General features: G+C 65.2%; 14 protein-coding genes and 1 tRNA gene. 5 read left to right on the plus strand and 10 right to left on the minus strand.

Going from position 1 to position 20,771, the window contains the following annotated elements; translation table 11 throughout:
- Window positions 1–326: 326 nt before the first annotated feature.
- Complete coding sequence (locus tag ACQRCJ_RS06080) at window positions 327–1,406, minus strand: CNNM domain-containing protein (protein WP_006006750.1); 1,080 nt, start codon at window positions 1,404–1,406, stop codon at window positions 327–329.
- 121 nt (window positions 1,407–1,527) lie between these two features.
- Here ACQRCJ_RS06080 and ACQRCJ_RS06085 point away from each other — a divergent pair, with 121 nt between their 5' ends.
- The 3 genes from ACQRCJ_RS06085 to ACQRCJ_RS06095 all read left to right on the plus strand — a co-directional run bounded on the left by ACQRCJ_RS06085 (window position 1,528) and on the right by ACQRCJ_RS06095 (window position 4,389).
- Window positions 1,528–2,886 (plus strand): amidohydrolase, encoded by a 1,359-nt coding sequence (locus tag ACQRCJ_RS06085; protein WP_427799479.1) that lies wholly within the window; start codon window positions 1,528–1,530, stop codon window positions 2,884–2,886.
- Window positions 2,887–2,908: 22 nt separating this feature from the next.
- Window positions 2,909–4,150, plus strand: coding sequence for an MFS transporter (locus ACQRCJ_RS06090; RefSeq protein ID WP_427799480.1), 1,242 nt, complete (start codon window positions 2,909–2,911; stop codon window positions 4,148–4,150).
- Between the two features lie 162 nt (window positions 4,151–4,312).
- Window positions 4,313–4,389: transfer RNA gene (locus tag ACQRCJ_RS06095), tRNA-Met, on the plus strand.
- 355 nt (window positions 4,390–4,744) lie between these two features.
- Here the strand turns inward: ACQRCJ_RS06095 and ACQRCJ_RS06100 are convergent.
- From ACQRCJ_RS06100 to ACQRCJ_RS06125, 6 genes are all read right to left on the minus strand, one after another.
- Entirely contained in the window at window positions 4,745–5,698 is a 954-nt protein-coding gene (locus tag ACQRCJ_RS06100) for a DUF6630 family protein (protein WP_427799481.1), read from the minus strand.
- A 477-nt stretch (window positions 5,699–6,175) separates the two neighbouring features.
- Window positions 6,176–6,592: a DUF6981 domain-containing protein gene (locus ACQRCJ_RS06105; protein ID WP_303931665.1), complete on the minus strand. Its 417-nt coding sequence runs from the start codon at window positions 6,590–6,592 to the stop codon at window positions 6,176–6,178.
- 265 nt (window positions 6,593–6,857) lie between these two features.
- Entirely contained in the window at window positions 6,858–7,730 is an 873-nt protein-coding gene (locus ACQRCJ_RS06110) for a pyridoxamine kinase (protein ID WP_204626283.1), read from the minus strand.
- 408 nt (window positions 7,731–8,138) lie between these two features.
- Window positions 8,139–8,789: a LysE family translocator gene (locus ACQRCJ_RS06115; RefSeq protein ID WP_204626282.1), complete on the minus strand. Its 651-nt coding sequence runs from the start codon at window positions 8,787–8,789 to the stop codon at window positions 8,139–8,141.
- Between the two features lie 119 nt (window positions 8,790–8,908).
- Window positions 8,909–10,051: an NADP-dependent isocitrate dehydrogenase gene (gene icd / locus ACQRCJ_RS06120; protein WP_304015178.1), complete on the minus strand. Its 1,143-nt coding sequence runs from the start codon at window positions 10,049–10,051 to the stop codon at window positions 8,909–8,911.
- Window positions 10,052–10,147: 96 nt separating this feature from the next.
- A complete protein-coding gene (locus ACQRCJ_RS06125) occupies window positions 10,148–11,974 on the minus strand; it encodes a triose-phosphate isomerase (RefSeq protein WP_168935031.1) in 1,827 nt (608 codons plus the stop codon).
- A 196-nt stretch (window positions 11,975–12,170) separates the two neighbouring features.
- On the opposite strand from ACQRCJ_RS06125, the gene ACQRCJ_RS06130 reads away from it, so the two are divergent.
- Complete coding sequence (locus ACQRCJ_RS06130) at window positions 12,171–14,300, plus strand: ribonuclease catalytic domain-containing protein (protein ID WP_427799482.1); 2,130 nt, start codon at window positions 12,171–12,173, stop codon at window positions 14,298–14,300.
- Between the two features lie 211 nt (window positions 14,301–14,511).
- Window positions 14,512–15,105: a glycerol-3-phosphate 1-O-acyltransferase PlsY gene (plsY, locus tag ACQRCJ_RS06135; RefSeq protein ID WP_006006779.1), complete on the plus strand. Its 594-nt coding sequence runs from the start codon at window positions 14,512–14,514 to the stop codon at window positions 15,103–15,105.
- 395 nt (window positions 15,106–15,500) lie between these two features.
- Here the strand turns inward: plsY and ACQRCJ_RS06140 are convergent, their stop codons facing one another.
- From ACQRCJ_RS06140 to ACQRCJ_RS06150, 3 genes are all read right to left on the minus strand, one after another.
- Complete coding sequence (locus ACQRCJ_RS06140) at window positions 15,501–17,501, minus strand: AsmA family protein (protein ID WP_427799483.1); 2,001 nt, start codon at window positions 17,499–17,501, stop codon at window positions 15,501–15,503.
- Between the two features lie 221 nt (window positions 17,502–17,722).
- Window positions 17,723–19,426, minus strand: coding sequence for a 30S ribosomal protein S1 (locus tag ACQRCJ_RS06145; protein ID WP_303933512.1), 1,704 nt, complete (start codon window positions 19,424–19,426; stop codon window positions 17,723–17,725).
- A 355-nt stretch (window positions 19,427–19,781) separates the two neighbouring features.
- On the minus strand, window positions 19,782–20,654 hold the full coding sequence (locus ACQRCJ_RS06150) for an SAM-dependent methyltransferase (RefSeq protein WP_303930503.1): 873 nt from the start codon (window positions 20,652–20,654) through the stop codon (window positions 19,782–19,784).
- Between the last annotated feature and the right edge of the window lie 117 nt (window positions 20,655–20,771).

The raw sequence follows: 20,771 nt of genomic DNA on the forward strand, positions 1-20,771 counted from the left end.
TCCGTCGCCAACGGGCACGGCCTTCGGCCGCCTTTCGGTCGCGCGTTGCTGTCGATGCCCGTAACGACACGCGTTTCCTGTTTCCATCCCGCACGGTCACGCGGGACATCCCCCTTTCCTCATGCAACGAGCGTCTTCATCCCCATCCCCTGACAAAGCGCGCTGGGGAGAGGGAGGGGAGTTTGAGGGGAGGGAGGACCGCTCTCGCGCCAGCAGAGGGGTCCTCCCTCCCCTCAAGCCTTTTTGCCTCCAAAACGCAGAAACCCCGGCAGTTCCGCCGGGGCTTCGTCATCATATCAGTCCATATCAGGGCATCTGCCGCCCGGTCATGACCGGGACTGTTCCGCCTGTTCTTCCTTTTTCTGCTGTTCCAGCAGACCGGCCGCCCGCAGGGCCTGGCGCCGCTGCCGGGCCATCTGGCGCAGGTCGGCCACGCTGTCGCTCTCGTCCATGATCTCGCTGCCGAGCATCTCCTCGAACACGTCCTCCAGCGTCACCACACCGGCAAGGCCGCCGTATTCGTCGAGCACGGCGAACAAATGTGAACGCGAGTGCAGCAGCTCCTTGAGCAGCTTGTCCAGGGTCTGGCTCTCCAGCACGAAGTGCAGGGGCTTCATGATCTCGGAGAGCGGCGTCTCGCCCTTTTCTTCCAGCAGGCAGTGGAGGATGGTGCGGCGGTCCACCAGGCCCACCAGATCCTCGTTGTCCTCGCCGTAGACGGGGATGCGGCTCACATGCCACAGGCGCGGGTTCTTGTAGGCCTCGGCGGCGGTCATGTCTTCGGGCAGGGAGAAGACCACGGTGCGCGGGGTCATGATGTCATAGACCCGCTTCTGGTCCAGGGCCAGGATGTTGCGGATGTAGGCCTCCTCATAGGCCTTGATCTGCCCGGCCTGACGCGACAGGCTGGTCACGGCGCGGATGTCGTCCTCGGAGATGTCCGGGCCGTTGGACGGCGGCGTCAGCAAACGGGTCAGCAGGCCCGTCAGCCAGATGACCGGGGTCAGCAGCTTGACCGCCACTTCCAGCGGCCGGGCCAGCACCACGGCGATGGAGGTGGCATAGGCCACGCCCAGGGTCTTGGGCACGATCTCGCCGAAGGCCAGGATGAGCACCGTGAAACCGGCGGCGAACAGGGCCATGTATTCGGCGCCGAAAGCCGCCATGAAGGCCGCGCCCGCCACGGCGGAGCCCGCGGTATTGGCCACGGTGTTCAGGGTGAGGATGGCGGCGATGGGTTTTTCCACATTGCTGCGCAGGCGGAAGAGCACTTCCCCCACGGGCCTGCCGTCGTTGCGGATCTTCTCGATGGCTGACCAGGGCACGGCGTACAGGGCCGCCTCCGTCAGGGAACAGGTAAAGGAGATGACGACCGCGACACTGACAGCGAGAATCAGGGTGAGCATAGATCCCTCGTGAAAAATGGAAAGCCGCCGCAAGGCATCCGGCGACTTGCATGAACGTGTCTCCGGCATATATCCTGTGCAGGCGGCCTTGGCAATGTGCCGCGTCAAAGGAGATGCCCATATGGAACGTCTTGCGGAGGAGATCCGACGAAGGGCCGGGGAGGCCGGCCCGCGACTGACGGCCCTGCGCCGTCACCTGCACCGCCACCCGGAACCGGCCTGGGGCGAATACCTGACCGCTTCGCTGGTGGCCCGTGCCCTGCAGGATGCCGGTTTCCGGCTCACCCTGGGGGCCAATGCCCTGCGGCCTTCGGCCCGTCCCCGCCAGCCCGAGGCGGCTTTCTGTACGGCCCAGAGCGGCCGGGCCCTCAACGAGGGCGCCGCCCCCACCCTGGTGGCCTGCATGGCCGGCGGCCTCACGGGATTGTGGGGCGACCTTGATCTGGACTCCCCCGGCACCCCTGAAGACGAGCGCGGCCCGCTGGTGGCCTTCCGTTTCGACATGGACGCCAACGCCGGCATCACCGAAGCCACGGACAAGGATCACTTTCCTGCGGCGCAGGGCTTCGCCTCCTGCCATGCGGGCTGCATGCATGCCTGCGGGCATGACGGGCATGTGGCCCTGGGCGTGGAACTGGCCCGCTTGCTGGGCGGCCTGCGGGACGAGCTGTCACGTCACCTGAGCGGCCGCATCCGCCTGATCTTCCAGCCCGCCGAGGAAGAGGGCGAAGGCGCGCCCGGCATGGTGGCCGCCGGGGCCGTGGACGGCGTCCGGGCCCTGTTCGGCCTGCACCTGAGCATGCAGGCCAGCCGCAGCGGCGATCTGGTCTGCGGTACGGACAAATTCCTGGCCACCACCAATTTCGAAGTCTTCTTCACCGGCCAGAGCGCCCATGCCGGGCTGGCCCCGCACGAAGGCCGCAACGCCCTGCTGGCCGCCTGTACGGCCGTGACCAACCTGCTGGCCATCGCCCGCCACGGTCAGGGCGCCTCGCGCATCAACGTGGGCGAGATGCACGTCAACGAGACCCCCAACATCATCCCGGCCAAGGCCTGGCTGCGCGGCGAGACACGCGGCGAGAACGGGGACATCAACGGCTACATGCTGGCCGAGGCCCGGCGCGTGGTGGACGGCGCGGCGCGCATGCACGGCTGCCGCAGCCGCTTCCTTTGCCAGAGCCACTGCCCGGGCGCCATGTCCAGCCCCGAGCTGGTGGATCTGGTGGAACGCACGGCCAGGGACATGGGCAGCTTCCGCGAAGTGCGCCGCAAGGCCGACTTCTGGGCATCGGAGGACTTTGGCTGGTTCATGAACAAGGTGCAGGAAGACGGCGGTCTGGCGGCCTATCTGCAGCTGGGTGCCGACAGGCCCGACGGGCATCACACCAGCCATTTCACCTTTGACGAGAGCGTCCTGCCCCGGGGCCTGGAACTGCTGGCCCGGCTGGCCGTGGCCGCACTGGCCCGACGTCCGGACTGAGCCCGTGCCACAGGACAGGCCCATGAGCGCTCCTTCCCCATCCTGCCCCGATGACGCCGCAGCCCGGCGTCTGGCCCGCAGCATGGCCGTGGTCTCGGCCTTTTGCCTGACTGGCGATACCATGCTCTACATCGCCCTGCCCCTGTTCTGGCAGGAATGCGGCCTGACCGCGCTCTGGCAGGTGGGCGTGCTGCTGGCCGTCAACCGGCTGGTACGTCTGCCGCTCAACCCGCTGGTGCGCCTGCTCTATACCCGTATCGACCAGCGCACCGGCATGGCCCTGGCCGTGGTGCTGGCCGCCTCGACCACCCTGCTGTACGGCGTGGCCCAGTCCTTTGCACTCTGGCTGCTGCTGCGCTGCCTCTGGGGCCTGGCCTGGACGCTCCTGCGCCTCGGCTCCCTGTTCGCCCTGATGGCGGCCTCCCGCAAGGACAATCGCGGCTATCTCATGGGCAGCTACAACGGCCTCGTGCGCCTGGGCAGCCTGCTGGGCATGATCGGCGGCGGCTTCCTGGCCGATCTGCTGGGCTTCTCCACCGTGGCCCTGCTCTTCGGCGCCCTGACGCTGACGGGCCTGCCGCTGGCCCTGACCCGCATCCCCCGCAGCGGCCGCGCCACCGGAGCGGCAAGCCAGGCCGCCACGTCCCTGCTTTCGGGCCTGCACCTGCGCCACCCCGACATGCGGCGTGCCTTCATCACCGGGCTGCTGGTGGCCCTGGTCTTCCAGGGCATCTACGCCGCCACCCTCAGCCGCATGGTGGCCCTGCACGTGGGCGAGCTGGCCCTTGCCGGCGGCCTCGTCATCGGTTGCGCCACCCTGGCCGGCACGTTGCAGGCCCTGCGCTGGCTCTGGGAACCGTGGCTGGCGCCGTGGTTCGGCCGCCTTTCCGACGGCCCGCGCGGCCGGGGCCCGGTGCTGTGCGCCTGCCTTGGCAGCGGCGCCTGTGCGCTGGCCCTGGTGGCCCTGTACCTGCCCGCGCCCTTGTGGCTGCCGCTGCTGCTCTGCTCGCAGCTCTGCGCCACGGGCCTGGCCACCCTCTCCGATGCCGCCGCCTCGGATACGGCCGAACGGCACGGCCATCCCACGCATACGCTGGCCTCCTATGCCTTCATCGTGGATTGCGGCGCGGCTGCGGGCCCGGTACTGGCCTACAGCGTGCAGGACCTCTGGGGCATGGATGCTGCCTACCTCGCGGCAGCGGCCCTGTTGCTCTGCCTGCTGCCGTTCTGGATGCGCAGGGAAGCGGCACAGGCCCGATCCTGAACAGGAACACAAGCGATTTCAGACAGATGGAGCTTCCTGCAAACAAGGTCCCGGTGAACGGCAATAAAAAAATTTGCCAAAAAATGATTTTTTTATTGACAGGCAGGGGGCTTTTAGCTAGAAAGGACTTCTCGCACGGATGACGTGTGAATGCTACCGCGTCGCGGGGTGGAGCAGCTCGGTAGCTCGTCGGGCTCATAACCCGAAGGTCGTAGGTTCAAATCCTGCCCCCGCAACCAGAAAGATCAAAGGCTTCCGATTTTCGTCGGAAGCCTTTTTTCGTTAGCGGGATCTTTTTCCCACCACTGTTCCTGTCCCCAATCCTCATTGCCTGTCAGGACTCCGCGCCTCTACAAGGCTGCGCAGAGGTCCCCGTACGCTCTCTGCGGAAGGCATTCGCCCTGCGCCGCTGTCCCGCATTTTTTGCCGATGGCGCGCTCCGGCAAGCCTTGTTCCTGCAGGAAGATACCGGCCCGGACGACCGGACGGTCTCGTCACGAACGACAGCGTTGACGAAAATGCCCTGGCGGCAAAAGAAGGAACAGCCGGACGATCGTCCCGCATGGCGTGCCGCTCCTTCTCTTTTGCCGCCTTCTACTCCTGGTCGAACAGGTCCTCGACACGTTGCAGGGTAATGCCCAGCTCGGCGGCCGCCGCGAACGCTTCCGATACCTTGTCGCTCGGTACGACCATAAAGACATATTCATCGCCGCCCGTATCCCACAGCAGGATCGTCAGGCCATAGCGGTCATGCAAGACGGGGCTGCAAGCGCGGAGCACCTCCTCGGGGTACGCGTCTTCATCATCGCAGGGGGGCAGGTGTTCCTTTGCCCCCGGCGGCAAGAGGCAGCACAGAGAGGCGAAAACTTCTTCCGGCGCTTCCTTCCAGTCTACCCAATCCAGGCGTTTCCGGTCCCGCAGGGCCAATCGCATCAACGTAGCATGCCAGCCGGTGTAGGCTTCTTCCATATCGAATTCTTCACAGAGCGCGGCGCACTGTTCCGGCGTCGTGGCGGCGGCGTGGATCTTGCCCGCCAGCGCTTCGGCATCGGCAACGCCGAGCAGGGTAAGTAACGTGAGCAGGGCCGGGCGCGATATGGGCACAGGCGCCGGTATCCTGGGCTTATTCGCATCCAGGAGCATCGCCAGCGTGCGCTCCATTTTGGCTATGGCGGCAGGATCAGTGACTTCGGTATCCCGTCCCACCGTCTCATACCACGGACAGTCCCAGCGCACATAGCGCAGTTCCACGGCATCACCGCAAAGCACCACGAAGTAATAATCGACGGCCCAACCGGCGTTGACGACTTCCCCCATGCAGATGCTTTTGGGGATATAGAACGTCCCTTTCTCACACGCATATTCGGAATCCGTGTCTTCCCCCATATCAATATCGCATTTGGGAAAGGCGTTGACAGCGCGCAACGTTTCTGCGGAGGGGATGGTGCGCATTCTTTTTCCCTGAAAAAATGCGAACAGATCTGTGTTTATTATGTCACTGTGATAGGGCCTGCCGCGCAGTCCCCTGGTGGCATAATAGATGTGCATGACTCCCTCCTTGATGAACGTTGTATCCGTGAAAAATGGCGAGCCTGAAAGACAGACAGCAAAAGACTGTTACCGCATCCGGGAAACCGGCCTTTCATCCTCCGGGATGCTCCCCGCCAGGACGATGCGCTCATGGAAGTGTCACGCGCCCATACTGCCGACTTCTTCCCTGTCGTCACCCTTCAGGGAAAGCCTAGCCGAGAATGCCGGTTCTATCAAAAATGTGGGGCATCCGTGGGCTGGCGGCATGTACGGCCAGCCTGTTTTGCGGTGCCTGCCGGATACTGTCAAAAAAGGGTTTCGCCCCACTCCCTCCAGGCTCACGGCCGAAGGCCGCAGGTTCAAATCCTGCCCCGCAGCCAGAAAGGAAAAGCCCTTACGATGGATGTCGTAAGGGCTTTTTTTGTACTCTCCTCTTTTCCGTCCTGCGGCAAAGCCCTGTACTCTGCCACAGCCTTCAGGCTCCCGCCCCAAGCACTACCGCAGCTTCAGCACGAAGCGCGTCCGGGTATCGCTCGCTGCGTCCTTTTTATAGTCAAGGACGGCCCCGATGGGCAGATCCTTCTCGAAACCGAAACGTTCCTTTAATTCCCTGACGCTGCGGGAAGCGATGGCGGAGAACGCCGCCCGCGTCATCTTCCGGTCAGCCGCGACGAAGACGATGTCGATGCCCTTGGCATAGGCGGAGACATCCACGGACGTGATCCCCTTGTCGGCATACCGGGCCAGCAGCTCTTCCTCAAAAGCGGTGAAACGGTCACTGTCGTCCACAAACACTTCGGAATCACTGTTCTCCGTAGCGGTATCCGCCTGCGACTCCGCAGACAGGGCGATGCCGGGCAAGGCAGTGGAAAGGGCGCACGCGACCAAGAGCAGGAAAAAGAATTTCTTCATGGCACCTCCGGCCAGACTGGGGGAATGGGGCTACAGGATATCGCCGCGAATCGCGGCACCAAGGGCCTTGATGCGGACTGCGGACCTCTTTGGCCTGCCCCGACCGGGCCACCGGCGCAACATGTCCCCCGTCCGCAACAAGGATCGTCACGATGCTACAAAGACAAGAAGAGGCGCTTCATATCGCACCGGGCGGCAAGGCCGTATCCTGCGACGGTGCCGGCATCCGGGGCATCTTGTGTGCGCCCGGAACCGGAGCAATGGCCTAAAACGCCTCGTACTCCCCGATGGCGCAACGGTCCTGCAACGCGGGCAGGGTGCGCTCCAGCAGCACGCCGTCGCTGTGGCGGGTGTCGTAGCCGTAGGTGACGCGGATGCCCAGGGTCACGAAGCGCACCGCGCGCTCCAGGGCCACGGGCAGGCTGTCCCCCTGAAGGAACGCCCCCACCAGCACGCTGGAGAAGGTATCGCCCGTGCCGGGATAGAAGGCCGGGATGTAGGGCGACTCCATCTTCCAGAAGCGCCCCTGCTCGCGGTCATAGGCCACGGCCGCACAATGGCCGGGACGGGTCGCCGGGGCGCTGGTGATGACCACCCTGTCCGGCCCCATGGCCGCCAGGCGTCGCAGCTGCTCCTTGAGGCCGTCGGGCGAGATGTCCGGCCGGTAGGGTTCGTCCAGCAAAAAGGCCGCTTCGGTGAGGTTGGGCGTGATGACGTGGGCGTGGCCGATGAGCTGGCGCATGGCCTCCACCATCTCCGGCGTCTGGGTGGGGTCCAGGGTGCCGTTGTCGCCCAGCACGGGGTCCACCAGCGCGAAGCCGCCGGGCTTGAGGAAGTGGCCGATGCACCGGGCCGCTATCTCCAGCTGGAGCGGATTGCCCAGAAAGCCGGAATAGACGGCGTCGAAGCTCAGGCCCATCCGCTGCCAGTGATCCAGCATGGGCCCCATCTCGGCGGTCAGGTCATGAAAGGTGAAGCCCTCCACGCCGGAGGTCTGGGAAGACAGGACCGCCGTGGGCAGGGGGCAGGTCTGGACGCCCATGCTGGCAAGGATGGGGATGACCACGGTCAGCGAGGCACGCCCGAAACCGGAAAGGTCATGGATGGCGGCCACACGTTGCAGGGGGATCTCGTGCATGGGTACCTCAGCGGGAAGGGGAGGACAGGAAGTCAAACTCTGCCACCGGAGGGGCCGTCTTGCAAGCCGGACAGCAGGCAACACCTGTAACCACCCAGTTTTAATAAAAAATAAATAGCCTTATTCTACAAAGTGTTACCACTTCCCCCAGCATCCGGCACAGATTTTTTGTCTGTGTTCCAGCCGCCCGGCCCGGCACTGGAAAGAGGACGGAACAGACCACCGGCAGTGACCGCGAGGGCAATGGTCACAAAAGGCATCAAGACAGGGATGGTTTGGGAGCGGGGAAGGCTCTGCCGGATGGCGGCACTGGAGCCATGCCCGTCATACCGGAGTGCGTTACGGGCATCGGCAAGAGACGGCTGCCCCTCCTTTCTTCCGGTATGACGGCGGGCGTGCGGCCGGCGCCTAAATCTTCTCCAGCGCCAGCCGGAAAGCGAAACAGATGAAGATGAGGCCCGTGAGCCGGTGCAGCCAGGCCTGGAAGGACGGCCGGGCGAACAGGCGGCGGATGCGGTGCAGCAGGCTGGCCAGCAGCACGAACCAGCCCAGGCAGAAAAAGGCCATGATGCCGCCCAGCTCCAGGAATTGCGGCCAGAGGGCGGCATGCGGGTCCAAAAACTGCGGCAGCATGGTCAGGAAAAAGACCACGGCCTTGGGGTTGAGGGCATTGGTCAAAAAGCCCTGCCGGAAGGCCCGGCGACGCAGGCCGCGGACAGGCTGCACTTCCTCTTCCTGCCCTCCGTGACGCACCACGGCGGCCGTGACCTCACGCCCGGCCCGCAGGGCATGGATGCCCATCCAGAACAGATAGGCGGCCCCGGCATAGCGCAAAAGCGTGAACAGGGTGACGGACTGGGCGATGACCGCACTGATGCCCAGCATGGCGGCCGAGGTGTGGACCATGATGCCCAGCGCCACGCCGCAGGCCGCGGCCTGACCGGAGCTGCGCCCCTCCGCCAGGGACGTGCGGACGATGAGGGCAAAATCCGGGCCGGGCAGCATGACCAGCAGGGCCGCCAGCGGGATGTAGAGGAGCAGGTTTTCCAATGAGACCATGCTTCGTTCCTGTAGGTCGCCCGCGATCACGGGACGGGAAACAAAGGGAGGAAGGGCCCTTCCCGCAGGGATGCGCCCTTCCTCCCGGACATACGAAGATAGTACAATGACGCGGCTGCCTACAGGCAGGCGCCGATGATCTCGCCGAATTCCTGGCAGCCCACCACGCGGGCGCCTTCCACCTGGGCGGCCAGATCCACGGTGACGGCGCGGCCGGCAATGGCCTTGCTCATGGCGTTGCGGATGCGCTCGGCAGCCGCGGGCACGCCCATCTGTTCCAGCATCAGGGCGCCGCACAGGATCACGCTGCCGGGGTTGGCCTTGTCCTGACCGGCGATGGTGGGAGCGGTGCCGTGGGTGGCCTCATAGAAGGCCAGGGAGTCGGACATGTTGACGCCCGGGGCCAGGCCCAGACCGCCCACCTGCGCGGCCAGGGCATCGGAGATGTAGTCGCCGTTGAGGTTGGGGGTGGCCAGGATCTGGTACTTTTCGGGACGCAGCAGGGCTTCCTGGAACATGGCGTCGGCGATGCGGTCCTTGACCACCAGACGGCCTTCCACGGGTTCCTTCTCGGTGCAGGTCAGATCGCCGAATTCCTGGGCGGCCACATCATAGCCCCACTGGCGGAAGCCGCCTTCGGTGAACTTCATGATGTTGCCCTTGTGCACCAGGGTCAGGCTCTTGCTGCCGGTATCCAGGGCAAAGCGCAGGGCGCGGCGCACCAGGCGTTTGGAGCCGAACTCGCTCATGGGCTTGATGCCCACGGCGGCTTCCTCGCGGATCTTGGTCACGCCGAACTCTTCACGCAGGAAGGCGATGAGCTTCTTGGCTTCCGGGGTCTGGGCGGCGTATTCGATGCCCGCGTACACGTCTTCGGTGTTCTCGCGGAAAATGACCATGTTCACGCGCTCGGGATGCTTGACCGGCGTTTCCAGGCCTTCGAAGTGACGCACGGGACGGATGCAGGCGTACAGGTCCAGCGTCTGGCGCAGGGCCACGTTGAGGCTGCGGATGCCGGTGCCCACGGGGGTGCCCAGGGGGCCCTTCATGGCGAAATCGGCGGTGCGCAGGGCGTTCATGGTCTCCTCGGGCAGGGGAGAGCCGGTCTCGGCCGTGGCCTTTTCACCGGCCAGCAGTTCCACCCACTCGATGCGCATGTCCGATTCCTTGGCCAGCGCGGCGTCGATGACAGGGCGGGCGGCGCGCCAGATTTCGGGGCCGATGCCGTCGCCTTCGATCCAGTAAACTCGTTTGCTGCTCATTGTCTGCATCCTTTTCTGTATTCCTGATTGCGGCCGCCGGGGGCGGGCCTGTAGGCAAAAAACGGCGCACCGGGGAACCGGCGCGCCGCCATGCGTCTAGTCTTCGGCTGCGCGGGCTTCCTGCTGCAGGGCCTGCGAGCGCTTGAGCAGCTGCTCAAGCTGGATGTCCACACCGATGACGCCCACGATATTGTCGTCATCGTCCGTCACCGGGCAGGACACGGTGATGACCAGCTTGCCCGTGAACTGGGACTGGTACACGTCCATGATGTGCATGTCGCCGGTCTGCATGGGCATCTTGAACCATTCGCGCTGCGAGAAGTCGAAGCCGATGGGCAGGGCCTCGTACTTTTCACGGTAAGCCGGGTCGGTGATGGCCGCGCACTTGAGGCTGCCCTGGGTATCCGTGAGGTAGAGGTACTGGATGAAGGGGTACTCGCGCGAGAAGCTGTCCAGACGGGCGCAGGCATGCTTGCCGAAGTCCCGCAGGTCCTCGTTCTGCGCCAGACGGGCGATGAGGTGGGCGGCCAGCTCGTCGGCCAGTTCCTTCATGTGGTCGAACTCGGTCTCGAACAGTTCCGGCATGTAGCGCTGCACCAGGGCCGCCATCTCGTCGTGCGAAAGGTGCGTGGTGCGGCCGGTGTCGTAGATGGCCACGATGGCCTCGTAGATCTGGCCCACGGCGGGGTGCTTCTTGGAGATCTGCTTGCCTTCGGGCAGCTTGAGGTTGACGTTGATCCAGTAGGCCACCCCGGCACGGCCGGTCTTGTCGGTGATGATGATGGGCACGGGACGGCCCAGCAGATGCTTGGTGTCGAAGATGTTGTAGATCTCTTCGTTCTTGGCCAGGCCGTCGGCATGCACACCGGCGCTGGTGGCGTTGAAGTCGCGGCCCACGAAGGGATAGTTGTAGGGGATGTTGTAGTGCAGTTCTTTTTCGAAGAACTCGGCCACCTCGCTCAGGATGGTGGTGTCGGCGGCGGCATCGTCACCGGTGAGCGAGATGTACTCGATGATCAGGGCTTCCAGCGGCGTGTTGCCCGTGCGCTCGCCAAAGCCGAACAGCGTGCTGTTGACCGCGCCGCAGCCGTTGAGCCAGGCCGTGACGCCGTTGACCAGCACCTTGTGGAAGTCGTTGTGGCCGTGCCATTCCAGCCATTCGCCGGGCACACCGGCCTCGTCGGTGAAGGCACGCACGATGCGCTGCACCGAGCGGGGCAGGGCCGCGCCGGGATAGGGCACGCCGTAGCCCATGGTGTCGCACAGGCGGATCTTGACCGGCATGCCGCTCTGCTGGCTCAGCTCCATGAGCTTCTGGGCAAAGGGCAGGCAGAAGCCGTAGATGTCGGCGCGGGTCACGTCCTCGAAATGGCAGCGCGGGATGATGCCCCATTCCAGGGCCTGCCGGGCCAGGTCAAGATACATGTCCATGGCCTGCTGGCGGGTCTTCCCCAGCTTGAGATAGATATGGTAGTCCGACACGCTGGTCAGCATGCCGGTCTCGTCGAACTCCATGTCCCGGGCCAGCTTGAGGTCTTCCTTGTTGGCGCGGATCCAGGAGGTCACGCGCGGGAAGCGGTAGCCGCGCGCCCGGCAGACGTCGATGCACTTGCGGTCCTTGGCCGAGTACAGGAAGAACTCCGATGCCGTGATGAGGCCCGTCTTGCCGCCCATGCGGTGCAGGAAGTCGAACATCTTGGCCACCTGCTTGACCGTATACGGCGGCCGGGCCTGCTGGCCGTCACGGAAGGTGGTGTCCGTGATGCGCATCTGTTCGGCAGGACGCGGGGCAAGGAGCACCTCGTCGAAAGTCGTGCGACAGATGCTGGTGTAAGGAAAAAGCTCGCGGTACAGCTGGGGCTGTTCCCGTTCCTGAAGCGAAAGCGGGCGAACGCTGCCCGTCTGATGGATGATGCTGCTCATGGAACTCCGTCCGGCCTGAAAAGTGACGTACAAGGTAAGGAACATATCCTGTTAGCGACGGCGCGTCAAAGGGCTGGCGGGACGGCGCTCCGGCCTTCGGACGTGTCGAAGGATGCGCCGCCGGGACTTGCCAGAACAGGCAAAATGACGGATTGTACCGCCTATCGGAGCCCATCCTCCGGTTGAAGGAGCTTTTATGTCGGTTTGTGTGCAGTACCCCTCGGCGGGCTGCATTGTGGAATATCTTGAAGGCAATGCCATCCAGATCGCGCTGGTCACCGAAGAATCTGGCGGCAAACTGCGCCTTTTGCTGCCCAACCGGCGCGAGACGCGTCTCACCACGTCGCGCCTGCTGCCCTGGGCCGGGCCCGCGCTGGGCTCCGTGCCCGGCAAGGACGAGTCCGCCCGCGTGCTGGAGCAGCACCGCGCCCGCCGCGAAGAACTGGCCGCGGCCCTGCCCGTGCTGGAACTGTGGGAAATGAGCCAGGGAGAGGTGCCGGAAGCCTCGGCCCAGTGGTTCGCCGAACTGGCCGGTCAGGCCGGGGACGCCGACAGCGTCGCTGCCTGCGGGCGGGCCCTGCTGGCCTGCAAGAGCCACTTCCGCTTCCAGCCTCCCGTCTTTCAGATCTTTTCCGCCGAGATGGTGGAAAAGCGCCTCAAGGAACAGCAGGAACGCGCCGCCCGCGAGGCCCTGGTGCTGGGCGGCAACAGCTTTTTCCGCCTGCTCTGGGACGTGGCCTGCAAAAAACGCGCGCTGCCGCCCCAGACCGGCGAGGACACCCGGGGCATCTCCGAATGGCCGGCCCCCGAAGTGGCCGAACGTCTGAAGCAGATCCTGTTCGCCCGCATGGCCGACCCCGAGAGCCAGGAATGCGACGAACTGTGGCGCATGCTCTCCAAGGGCCTGCCCGACGTGCCGCACCTGCCCGTACAGCTGCTCATGGCCTGGGAACAGGTGCCCGCCCATTACAATTTCTGGTATGACCGCGCGGGCTACGCCCCCGGCGACGACTGGTGGCAGCCTCTGGCCCCGGCCGTGGAGGCCCTGCAGCGGGCTGCCCGTGAGGTGGAGCTGCCCGTCTGCGACCTGCCCTTCATCAGTATCGACAGCGCCACCACCCGCGACGTGGACGACGCGTTCCACATCCTGCCCACGGACGACGGCGGCTTCGACCTGACCCTGGCCCTGGCCTGCCCGGCCGCCTGCTGGCCTTTCGGCGAGGCCCTGGACAAGGCCGTGTTCCGTCGCGGCACCAGCATCTACCTGCCCGAGGGCGACAGCCACATGATGCCCGAAGCCCTGGGCACGGACGCCTTTTCCCTGCTGGCCGGTCAGGATCGCCCGGCCTTCTGTGTGCGGACGCGCATCTCGGCCGCGGGCGAGATCCTTTCCTGCGAGCCCTGGGCCGCACGGGTGCGCCTGGCCGCCAACCTGACCTATGACGACACCCAGGCCGTCCTCGACGCCCTGGCCGCCGGTGAGGCCCCGCAGGCGGACAACCCCGCCGCGCCCTGGGCCACCATGCTGGCCTGCGGCAACGACTTCGCCCGCGTCTGGCAAAAGGCCCGCATCGCGCGCGGGGCCGTCATCATGGACCGGCCCGAACCGTCCATCGTGCTGGAAGGCGAAGGCGCGCAGACGCGCGTGTCCATCGAGCCCGGCCACGAGACCCCGGACTCCCAGCCGCTGGTGGCCGAGATGATGATCCTGGCCAGCGCCGCCGTGGCCCAGTGGGCCGCGGAACGCGAGATCCCCATGCTGCACCGCACCCAGGACGTGGCCCTGCCCAGGGAATACGCCGGCGTCTGGAAGGAGCCCCAGGACATGACGCGCATCATGCGCGCCCTGATCCCCTCCAGCCTCGAAGTGCAGGCCCGGCCGCACGCCGCCCTGGGCCTGGCGCGCTACACGCCCATGACCTCGCCCCTGCGCCGCTATCCCGACCTCATCAACGAGGCCCAGCTGCTGCACTGGCTCACCCACGGCACGCCCCGCTGGGATGGCGAGGCCCTGTCCACCCTGCTGGTCAGCCTCAATGCCGTGCTGGATGCCGCCGGGCAGGTGCAGCGCTTCCGCCCGCGCTACTGGAAGCTGCTCTACTTCCGCCAGCAGGGCGACAAGGTCTGGTGGGACGGCGTGGTCACCGAAGAAAACGACATGTTCGTCAACGTGAGCCTGCCCGCACAGGGCATGTACGTGCGCGGCAAACGCCGCATGTTCGACGAACGTACCTGCCCCGGCATGGCCGTGCAGGTGCGCATCGGCCGCGTGCACCCGCTGTACAACGAGATCCAGATCCTCGAAGCCGTCAGCATGGACGGCTGATGCGGGATCCTGAGGATATGTTTCCGGGGGGAAGGGACCCCCTTTAACCAGCGCCCAAAGGGGGTCCCTTCCCCCCAGGCCCCCCATCCTCCCCCAAATGCGCTTCATCAGGGGAAACGGGCCGTACGGGAACGGGACACTACAGGGATAAACAACGCCATGGCAGCCGCTGTGGCGGGGCAAGGACAGCCCCGGTTCAAGGAGGAGGAATATGACGGCCTTTTTGTGTATCGTTCTGGGTTATGTGCTGGGTTCCGCCCCGTGGGGGCTGGTCATCGCCCGCACCTTCTGCGGCATCGATCCCCGTAACGACGGCAGCCGCAATACCGGCGCCACCAACGTGGCCCGCCTGTGCGGTTTCCGCTGGGGCGTGCTGACCCTGGCCTGTGACCTGGGCAAGGGCGCCCTGCCCGTGGCCCTGGCCCTGTGGCTGGGCCTTTCGCCCCTGCTGGTGACCTGCGTGGCCCTGGCCTGCGTGCTGGGCCATGTGTTCTCCTGCTTCATGGGCTTCCGCGGCGGCAAGGCCGTGGCCACCAGCATCGGCGTGTTCCTGCCGCTGGCCTTCTTCCCCCTGCTCTTCTCCTGCGCGGCCTGCGTGCTGGTCATCTGGCGCAGCGGCTTCGTCTCGCTGGGCTCCCTGACCCTGGTCACGGTGCTGCCCTTTGCCCTGCTGGCCGCCACCAAGTACGCCTGGGTGCCCCTGTCGCTGTGCATCTGGGCCCTGGTGGTCTGGAAGCACAAGGAGAACATCGCCCGTCTGCGTGCCGGTACCGAAAAGAGCTGGCTCAAGAGCCGCCAGAAGTAAGACGGCGCAACACGACAGCAAAAGGCCTCTTTCCCCTGCGGGAAAGAGGCCTTTTTTCATATTTCATTGCACAGGATCTTGCCCCTTCAGCCTGCCCGGTAGGACACTCCCTGAAAAGAAGAGGCTTCCCCCTGCCGTACACCTGCCCCAAAGACGACAGCAATGCCTGTGCATCCCTGCTTCTCCAAAATAAAGCGCGCTGGGGAGGGGGGAGTTTGAGGGGGAACCCCTCTCGCGCAAGTAGCGACCGGATGGCGGCCCGCAGGGCCGTGCCCGTTGCGACGCAGGAAGCTACGGGCATCGACAGCAGAGATGAGGGGGTCCCCCCTCAACAATAAAAAACTTGCGGGATCAACAGCAACGCAAGGAGCCCTTCCCGCAAAACGCTTTCCTTCCTAACGGCCCAACAGCCCCCGGATGGCGCTGCCGGCGTCGCGCACGGCACCGCCGATGCTGTTGCCCGCGCCGCGGGCCGTATCACCGGCCGCGCTGCCCGCCTTCTTGCCGCCTTCCAGCAGATTGCTGCCGAGGCCCTTGACCGCGTCCAGCGCGAACTTGGAATCCAGCGAGAACGAAAGGTTGTCGAAGGGCCCTTCGTAGTTCACGGGGATGTTCAGGCCCAGCGTGGTGATGGTGGCCGTGCCCTTGAGGTGCTGGCGCGGCAGGCTGGCGTGGGCCTGGCCCCTGGCCTGGAGCTTGGGCGAGGTGGCCGTCATGGGCGCCAGGTCGGCTTCGCCCTTGCGCAGCACGAAGGGCACATGCACCTGCTCGAAGGTATCGGAAACAGCGCCCTTGAGGCCGGGCACCGAATGCAGCAGGGAGGTCAGGGCCGGGATATGCATGTTGCGCAGCCGCAGGTCGCCCGAACCGGAAAGGGCGGCCATCATGGCGTCGGCGCCTGTGCCGCTCGTGGTGCAGGAGGCCTTGAGGGCCGCCAGACCTTCCACGGAGCGGGGCTTTTCCAGGGATTCCTGCAGGGGGCCCAGGGCCACTTCGGCCGCATCCAGATCCAGCGCATATTTGCGGTTCCGGAGGTCGGCACGGCCGCCGGCGGACAGGCGGCCGCCGCTTTCCAGCACACCCTGGAAGGAGGTCAGGCGGTAATCGCCCTTGCTGCCGCTCAGGGCCAGGGAGATGTCACGCAGATGCATCTTCTTCCAGCCCAGGGACGACATGGCCAGGCGCATGTTGATGGTGGGCCAGTTGGTGGCGCTTTCCTTGTCCGCGGCCGCCACGGCCTTGCCTTCCTTGCCCTTGGCCGTTCCCGCGTCCTTGCCGCTTTCGGGCAGGGGCAGATATTCGTCCAGTTGCAGCTTGCCCAGGCTCAGGGAGCCTTCCATGGCGAGCACGTCCCGGAAGTGCAGGCGCAGTTCCGCCCGCAGGGGCGTGGCATCCAGCTTGCCCTTGCACTGGGAAAGCGCCAGCGTGTCGCCTTCCCAGGTCACGGAGCCCTTGAACAGCAGGGCGTCCTGCGCATGGGGCTTGAGCTGCACGCCCAGGGCCGAGGCCAGCTTGCGCGGCGCGCCTTCCAGCAGGACGGAGCCCGTGAAGGCCGGGCCGTCCAGACCCAGCGTACCGGTGAGGCCCACGCGGCCGTGCGGCACGGAAAGGCTCAGGCGGGACAGATGCAGCTGCCGGGCCGCCGTATCCAGCGAGGCATCGCCCTGCAGCTGTACAGGCCCGAGGCCCGCGGGCAGGAGGCCCCGGCGGGAAGGTGTGATGGTCAGGGAAAGGTTCTGCACACGCGGGGCCATGCCGAAGAGCCCGGCCTGGGCATCCAGGGCCAGGGTCCCGGCCAGCGTGCGCCCGGCGGTGAGCAGATCATAGGTGAAATCGCAGCGCAGGACGGCGTCCTGACCGTTGCGCAGGTTCTCTACAGAAAGGTTGATGTCGCGCAGGTCGTAGCGCTCGCTGCCCTTCTCCACATGCAGGCTGCCCTTGCTCAGGGTCAGGCGGCCCAGCTCCAGCGGCAGGAGCACCTCGCTGCCGGGCTTGTTGCCGGCGGCATTGCCGGAGGCCGCATCCGCAGGCGCGGCGGCCTTGCCTTCCGGCAGCAGCAGGCTCAGCGAGGGGCTGTCCAGACGGACTTCGCCGATGACCAGCTCCCCGTGCAGCAGCGGTTCCAGCTCCAGATGGGCCTCGCCGCCCTTGGCCGTGAAGCGCATGCCCTGCCCGTCCTGCACGCCGTCCCAGCTGACGGCGGTGAATTTGGCCCCGGGGGGCAGCAGGGAAAGCTCGGGCGGGCTGGCGAAGCGCACGGGCGTGCCCGTGGCTTTTTCCACCGCGGCCGAGATCTGGCCGCTGATGAACTCGGTATCCAGCTGACTGATCACTATGGCCAGTACCGCCGCCAGTACCAGAACGATACCTCCGATCCAGCAAAGTACGCGCGTCATATCCGCCTCCGATGGCCTGTCTGTCCTGTGGTCGGGCTACAGGACAAGTGTAGGGCATCGCCAGTCCCGAGGCAAGCCGGGCCGCCGCTGCCGCGGGCTCCCTGCCCGGGAAAAAGGATGGGCCGCAAGGATGGCCTGCCGTTCCTCCGACCTGCCTTGCGGACGCAAAAAGGGGGAGCCTTGCGGCTCCCCCTTCATATTCGCAAACCGGTCCGTGAGGACTAGTTGTTTTCCTGAGCGGCCTTCAGCAGGTCGCCGAGGCTCTGACCGGCTTCCTGGGGACCAGCGTGGAATTCTTTGGGCTTGCGGCGGTCTTCGTCGTCCTTGATCTGCTTGATGGACAGACCCAGGCGGCGTTCTTCGGCGCTCACGTGGATGACCTTGGCCTGGATTTCCTGACCTTCCTTGTAGAGCTCGGCAGGGCTCTTGATCTTCTTGCTGGAAAGTTCGGAAACGTGCACCAGACCTTCGATGCCTTCTTCCACTTCCACGAACAGACCGAAGTCGGTGATGTTGGTCACCACGCCCTTCACGGTGCAGCCCACGGGGTAGGTGCTGGGCACGTGGCCCCACGGATCATCGACCAGCTGCTTGATGCCCAGGGTGAACTTTTCGTTTTCCTGGTCAACGGTCAGCACCTTGGCCTGCACGGTGTCGCCCACCTTGTAGATCTCGTTGGGATGACGCACCTTCTTGGTCCAGCTGATATCGGACACGTGGATGAGGCCGTCGATGCCGTCTTCGATACCGATGAACATACCGAATTCGGTGATGTTCTTGATGACGCCTTCGAGGATGGTGCCTTCAGGATACTTTTCGGCCACCAGTTCCCAGGGATTGGGACGAACCTGCTTCATGCCCAGGCTGATGCGCTTCTTCTCGCCGTCCACACCCAGGATGACGACTTCGACTTCGTCACCGGTGTGCACCATCTGGGAAGGATGACGCAGCTTGCGGGTCCAGGACATTTCGGAGATGTGCACCAGGCCTTCCACGCCGGGTTCCAGTTCCACGAACGCACCGTAGTCCACCAGGTTGGTGACCTTGCCGGTGCACTTGACACCTTCGGGGAAGCGGGCGGAGATGTCCTGCCACGGATCGGGCACCAGCTGCTTGAGGCCCAGGGAGACCTTGTTGTTCTCGCGGTCGAAGGAGAGCACCTTCAGGGTCAGGTCCTGACCCATGGTGATCATTTCCTTGGGATGGCGGATGCGCTTCCAGCTCATGTCGGTGATGTGCAGCAGGCCGTCCAGACCGCCCAAGTCCACGAACACGCCGTATTCGGTGATGTTCTTGGCCTTGCCGTGCACGATCTGGCCTTCTTCCAGGGTGCGCAGCAGATCCTGACGCTTGGAATCACGCTCTTCTTCCAGCAGCACGCGGCGGGAAACGATCACGTTGCTGCGGCGGCGGTTGATCTTCAGCACGCGGAATTCGAATTCCTGGTTGACCAGAGCGTCCATGTCGGGCACGGGACGCAGGTCCACATGCGAGCCAGGCAGAAAAGCTTCAACCCCGCCGATGTCCACGGTGTAGCCGCCCTTGATGCGACGCACGATGTGGCCCTTGATGACCCGGTTGTTTTCCTGCACGTCTTCGAGCTGGTCAAAGACCTGCATGCGCTTGGCCTTCTCAAAGGACAGCGTGATGGTGCCTTCCATTTCGTTCTTGCGAACGACGTAGACATCCACACGGTCGCCCACGCTGACGGTCATGTTGCCGGCGGCGTCACGGAACTCGCTGGCCGGGATCTGGCCTTCGGACTTGAAGTTCACGTCCACCAGAACATTGTCGTCATCCACGCGAACGATCTCGCCCTTGGTGATAGAGCCTTCTTCGAGGTCGCCGAAGTCGGGATTGAGATAGTTTTCAAGGGCGCTTTCGAAACTCATTTCGTTTTCGTGCCCGGTTTCCTTGTCTGCCATGCTTGACATGCCTCCAAACATAATTTGTCCCCTGTACGGGGGTGAAAGAAAATAGCAAAAGGAAAGGCAAAGCACAAGGCGAAAATGGCCCGGACACGTGTCAGGGCACGCGGAACGGCCCTTTCCACGCCATGGGCGGCGAACGGAACGTCGTGAAAGGACAGGGAAAAGAGCTCCCCATTCCTGACAATGGTTCCTGAAAAGAAAAAGGAAGGCGCGGCACCGCAAGGCTGCCGTCCTGCAGAGCCTGGACGGCAAGGGCCCCGCCTCCCGCCCTTGCGATGACCGGAAAAACGCAAAGCGGGCACACCGTCCGGCGACGGCATGCCCGCATCATGGCGATGGAAAGGATGGTCTAGTCGGCCAGCTTCACGAAGGTCAGCTCGTGCTTGTTGCAGGAAAGATGCAGCAGACGGCCGCCCGGGATGGCCGCGAAGGCCCGCGCCGTCTCGTGGTCGGTCTGGGCCTGGAACTTGAGCGTGCAGACCACGTTGCGGCAGGCATCGGCCGCCAGCCATTCCTGCACGGTCTCCAGCAGGCGGTCGGGGTAGCAGATCATGTCCGAGAACAGCCAGTCCACCTGGCCCACATGGCGCGGCTCAAGGCCGAAGCCGCTGCCCAGACAGTGGTTGACGCCGGGCATGGCCGCCACCTGGGGCGCCAGCTCGGCCTTGTCCACGCTGAACACGCGGCAGCCCAGCCGCCCCAGCACCCAGGTCCAGCCGCCCGGTGCGGCGCCCAGGTCGATGCACAGTTCCCCCGGCGCGGGCGTGCGCCCGGTCAGGGTGAAGACTTCCCACAGCTTGAGGTAGGCGCGGCCCGGCGGGTCCTCGCGGTTCTCCACGAACTGCACTTCCCCGTCGGCAAAGGGCGAGGTGGTGCACGGCGAGGCCAGCATCAAGTCTTTTTCCCACAGGGTGAAGGCCCCCAGCGGTGCGGACGGGGCGGGCGTGCCGAAGTGCAGGGGCCGTGCCGCCACGTAGGGCAGCTGCTCCTGCATAAGGCGCAGACGCCGCACATGTCCGCCAAGGGTGGGGATGTGCGCCCGCCAGTTGCGCTGCAGGGCCGAGAGCTGCCGTGCCCCGCTGCCGATGGAGGTGATGGGGATCCAGCGCGGTTCCGTCCAGACGTTCTGGGCCCAGGCCGCGGGCTCCGTGCCCCTGGCCAGCACCAGACGGCCACGCACGGTGATGACGCGGTCCCCCAGCTCTTCCAGCAGGGGCTGCATGTAGTCACGCGCCGCCACCTGCACGCTGAAATCTTCTTTGGGCAGGGCCGAACGGGGCAGGTCGGGCCAGCGACGGGCCAGGAGCACCTGCTCCTGCTGCCGGGCCTCGCGCCGCTG

It is taken from the genome of Desulfovibrio sp. SGI.102 (assembly GCF_050314315.1).
GTDB lineage: Bacteria > Desulfobacterota > Desulfovibrionia > Desulfovibrionales > Desulfovibrionaceae > Desulfovibrio.

Coding starts and splice junctions, on each gene's coding strand:
- ACQRCJ_RS06080 (WP_006006750.1), bottom strand. CDS start 1,406: ATGCTCACCCTGATTCTCGCTGTCAGTGTCGCGGTCGTCATCTCCTTT.
- ACQRCJ_RS06085 (WP_427799479.1), top strand. CDS start 1,528: ATGGAACGTCTTGCGGAGGAGATCCGACGAAGGGCCGGGGAGGCCGGC.
- ACQRCJ_RS06090 (WP_427799480.1), top strand. CDS start 2,909: ATGAGCGCTCCTTCCCCATCCTGCCCCGATGACGCCGCAGCCCGGCGT.
- ACQRCJ_RS06100 (WP_427799481.1), bottom strand. CDS start 5,698: ATGCACATCTATTATGCCACCAGGGGACTGCGCGGCAGGCCCTATCAC.
- ACQRCJ_RS06105 (WP_303931665.1), bottom strand. CDS start 6,592: ATGAAGAAATTCTTTTTCCTGCTCTTGGTCGCGTGCGCCCTTTCCACT.
- ACQRCJ_RS06110 (WP_204626283.1), bottom strand. CDS start 7,730: ATGCACGAGATCCCCCTGCAACGTGTGGCCGCCATCCATGACCTTTCC.
- ACQRCJ_RS06115 (WP_204626282.1), bottom strand. CDS start 8,789: ATGGTCTCATTGGAAAACCTGCTCCTCTACATCCCGCTGGCGGCCCTG.
- icd (WP_304015178.1), bottom strand. CDS start 10,051: ATGAGCAGCAAACGAGTTTACTGGATCGAAGGCGACGGCATCGGCCCC.
- ACQRCJ_RS06125 (WP_168935031.1), bottom strand. CDS start 11,974: ATGAGCAGCATCATCCATCAGACGGGCAGCGTTCGCCCGCTTTCGCTT.
- ACQRCJ_RS06130 (WP_427799482.1), top strand. CDS start 12,171: ATGTCGGTTTGTGTGCAGTACCCCTCGGCGGGCTGCATTGTGGAATAT.
- plsY (WP_006006779.1), top strand. CDS start 14,512: ATGACGGCCTTTTTGTGTATCGTTCTGGGTTATGTGCTGGGTTCCGCC.
- ACQRCJ_RS06140 (WP_427799483.1), bottom strand. CDS start 17,501: ATGACGCGCGTACTTTGCTGGATCGGAGGTATCGTTCTGGTACTGGCG.
- ACQRCJ_RS06145 (WP_303933512.1), bottom strand. CDS start 19,426: ATGGCAGACAAGGAAACCGGGCACGAAAACGAAATGAGTTTCGAAAGC.
- ACQRCJ_RS06150 (WP_303930503.1), bottom strand. CDS start 20,654: ATGCAGCCCCTGCTGGAAGAGCTGGGGGACCGCGTCATCACCGTGCGT.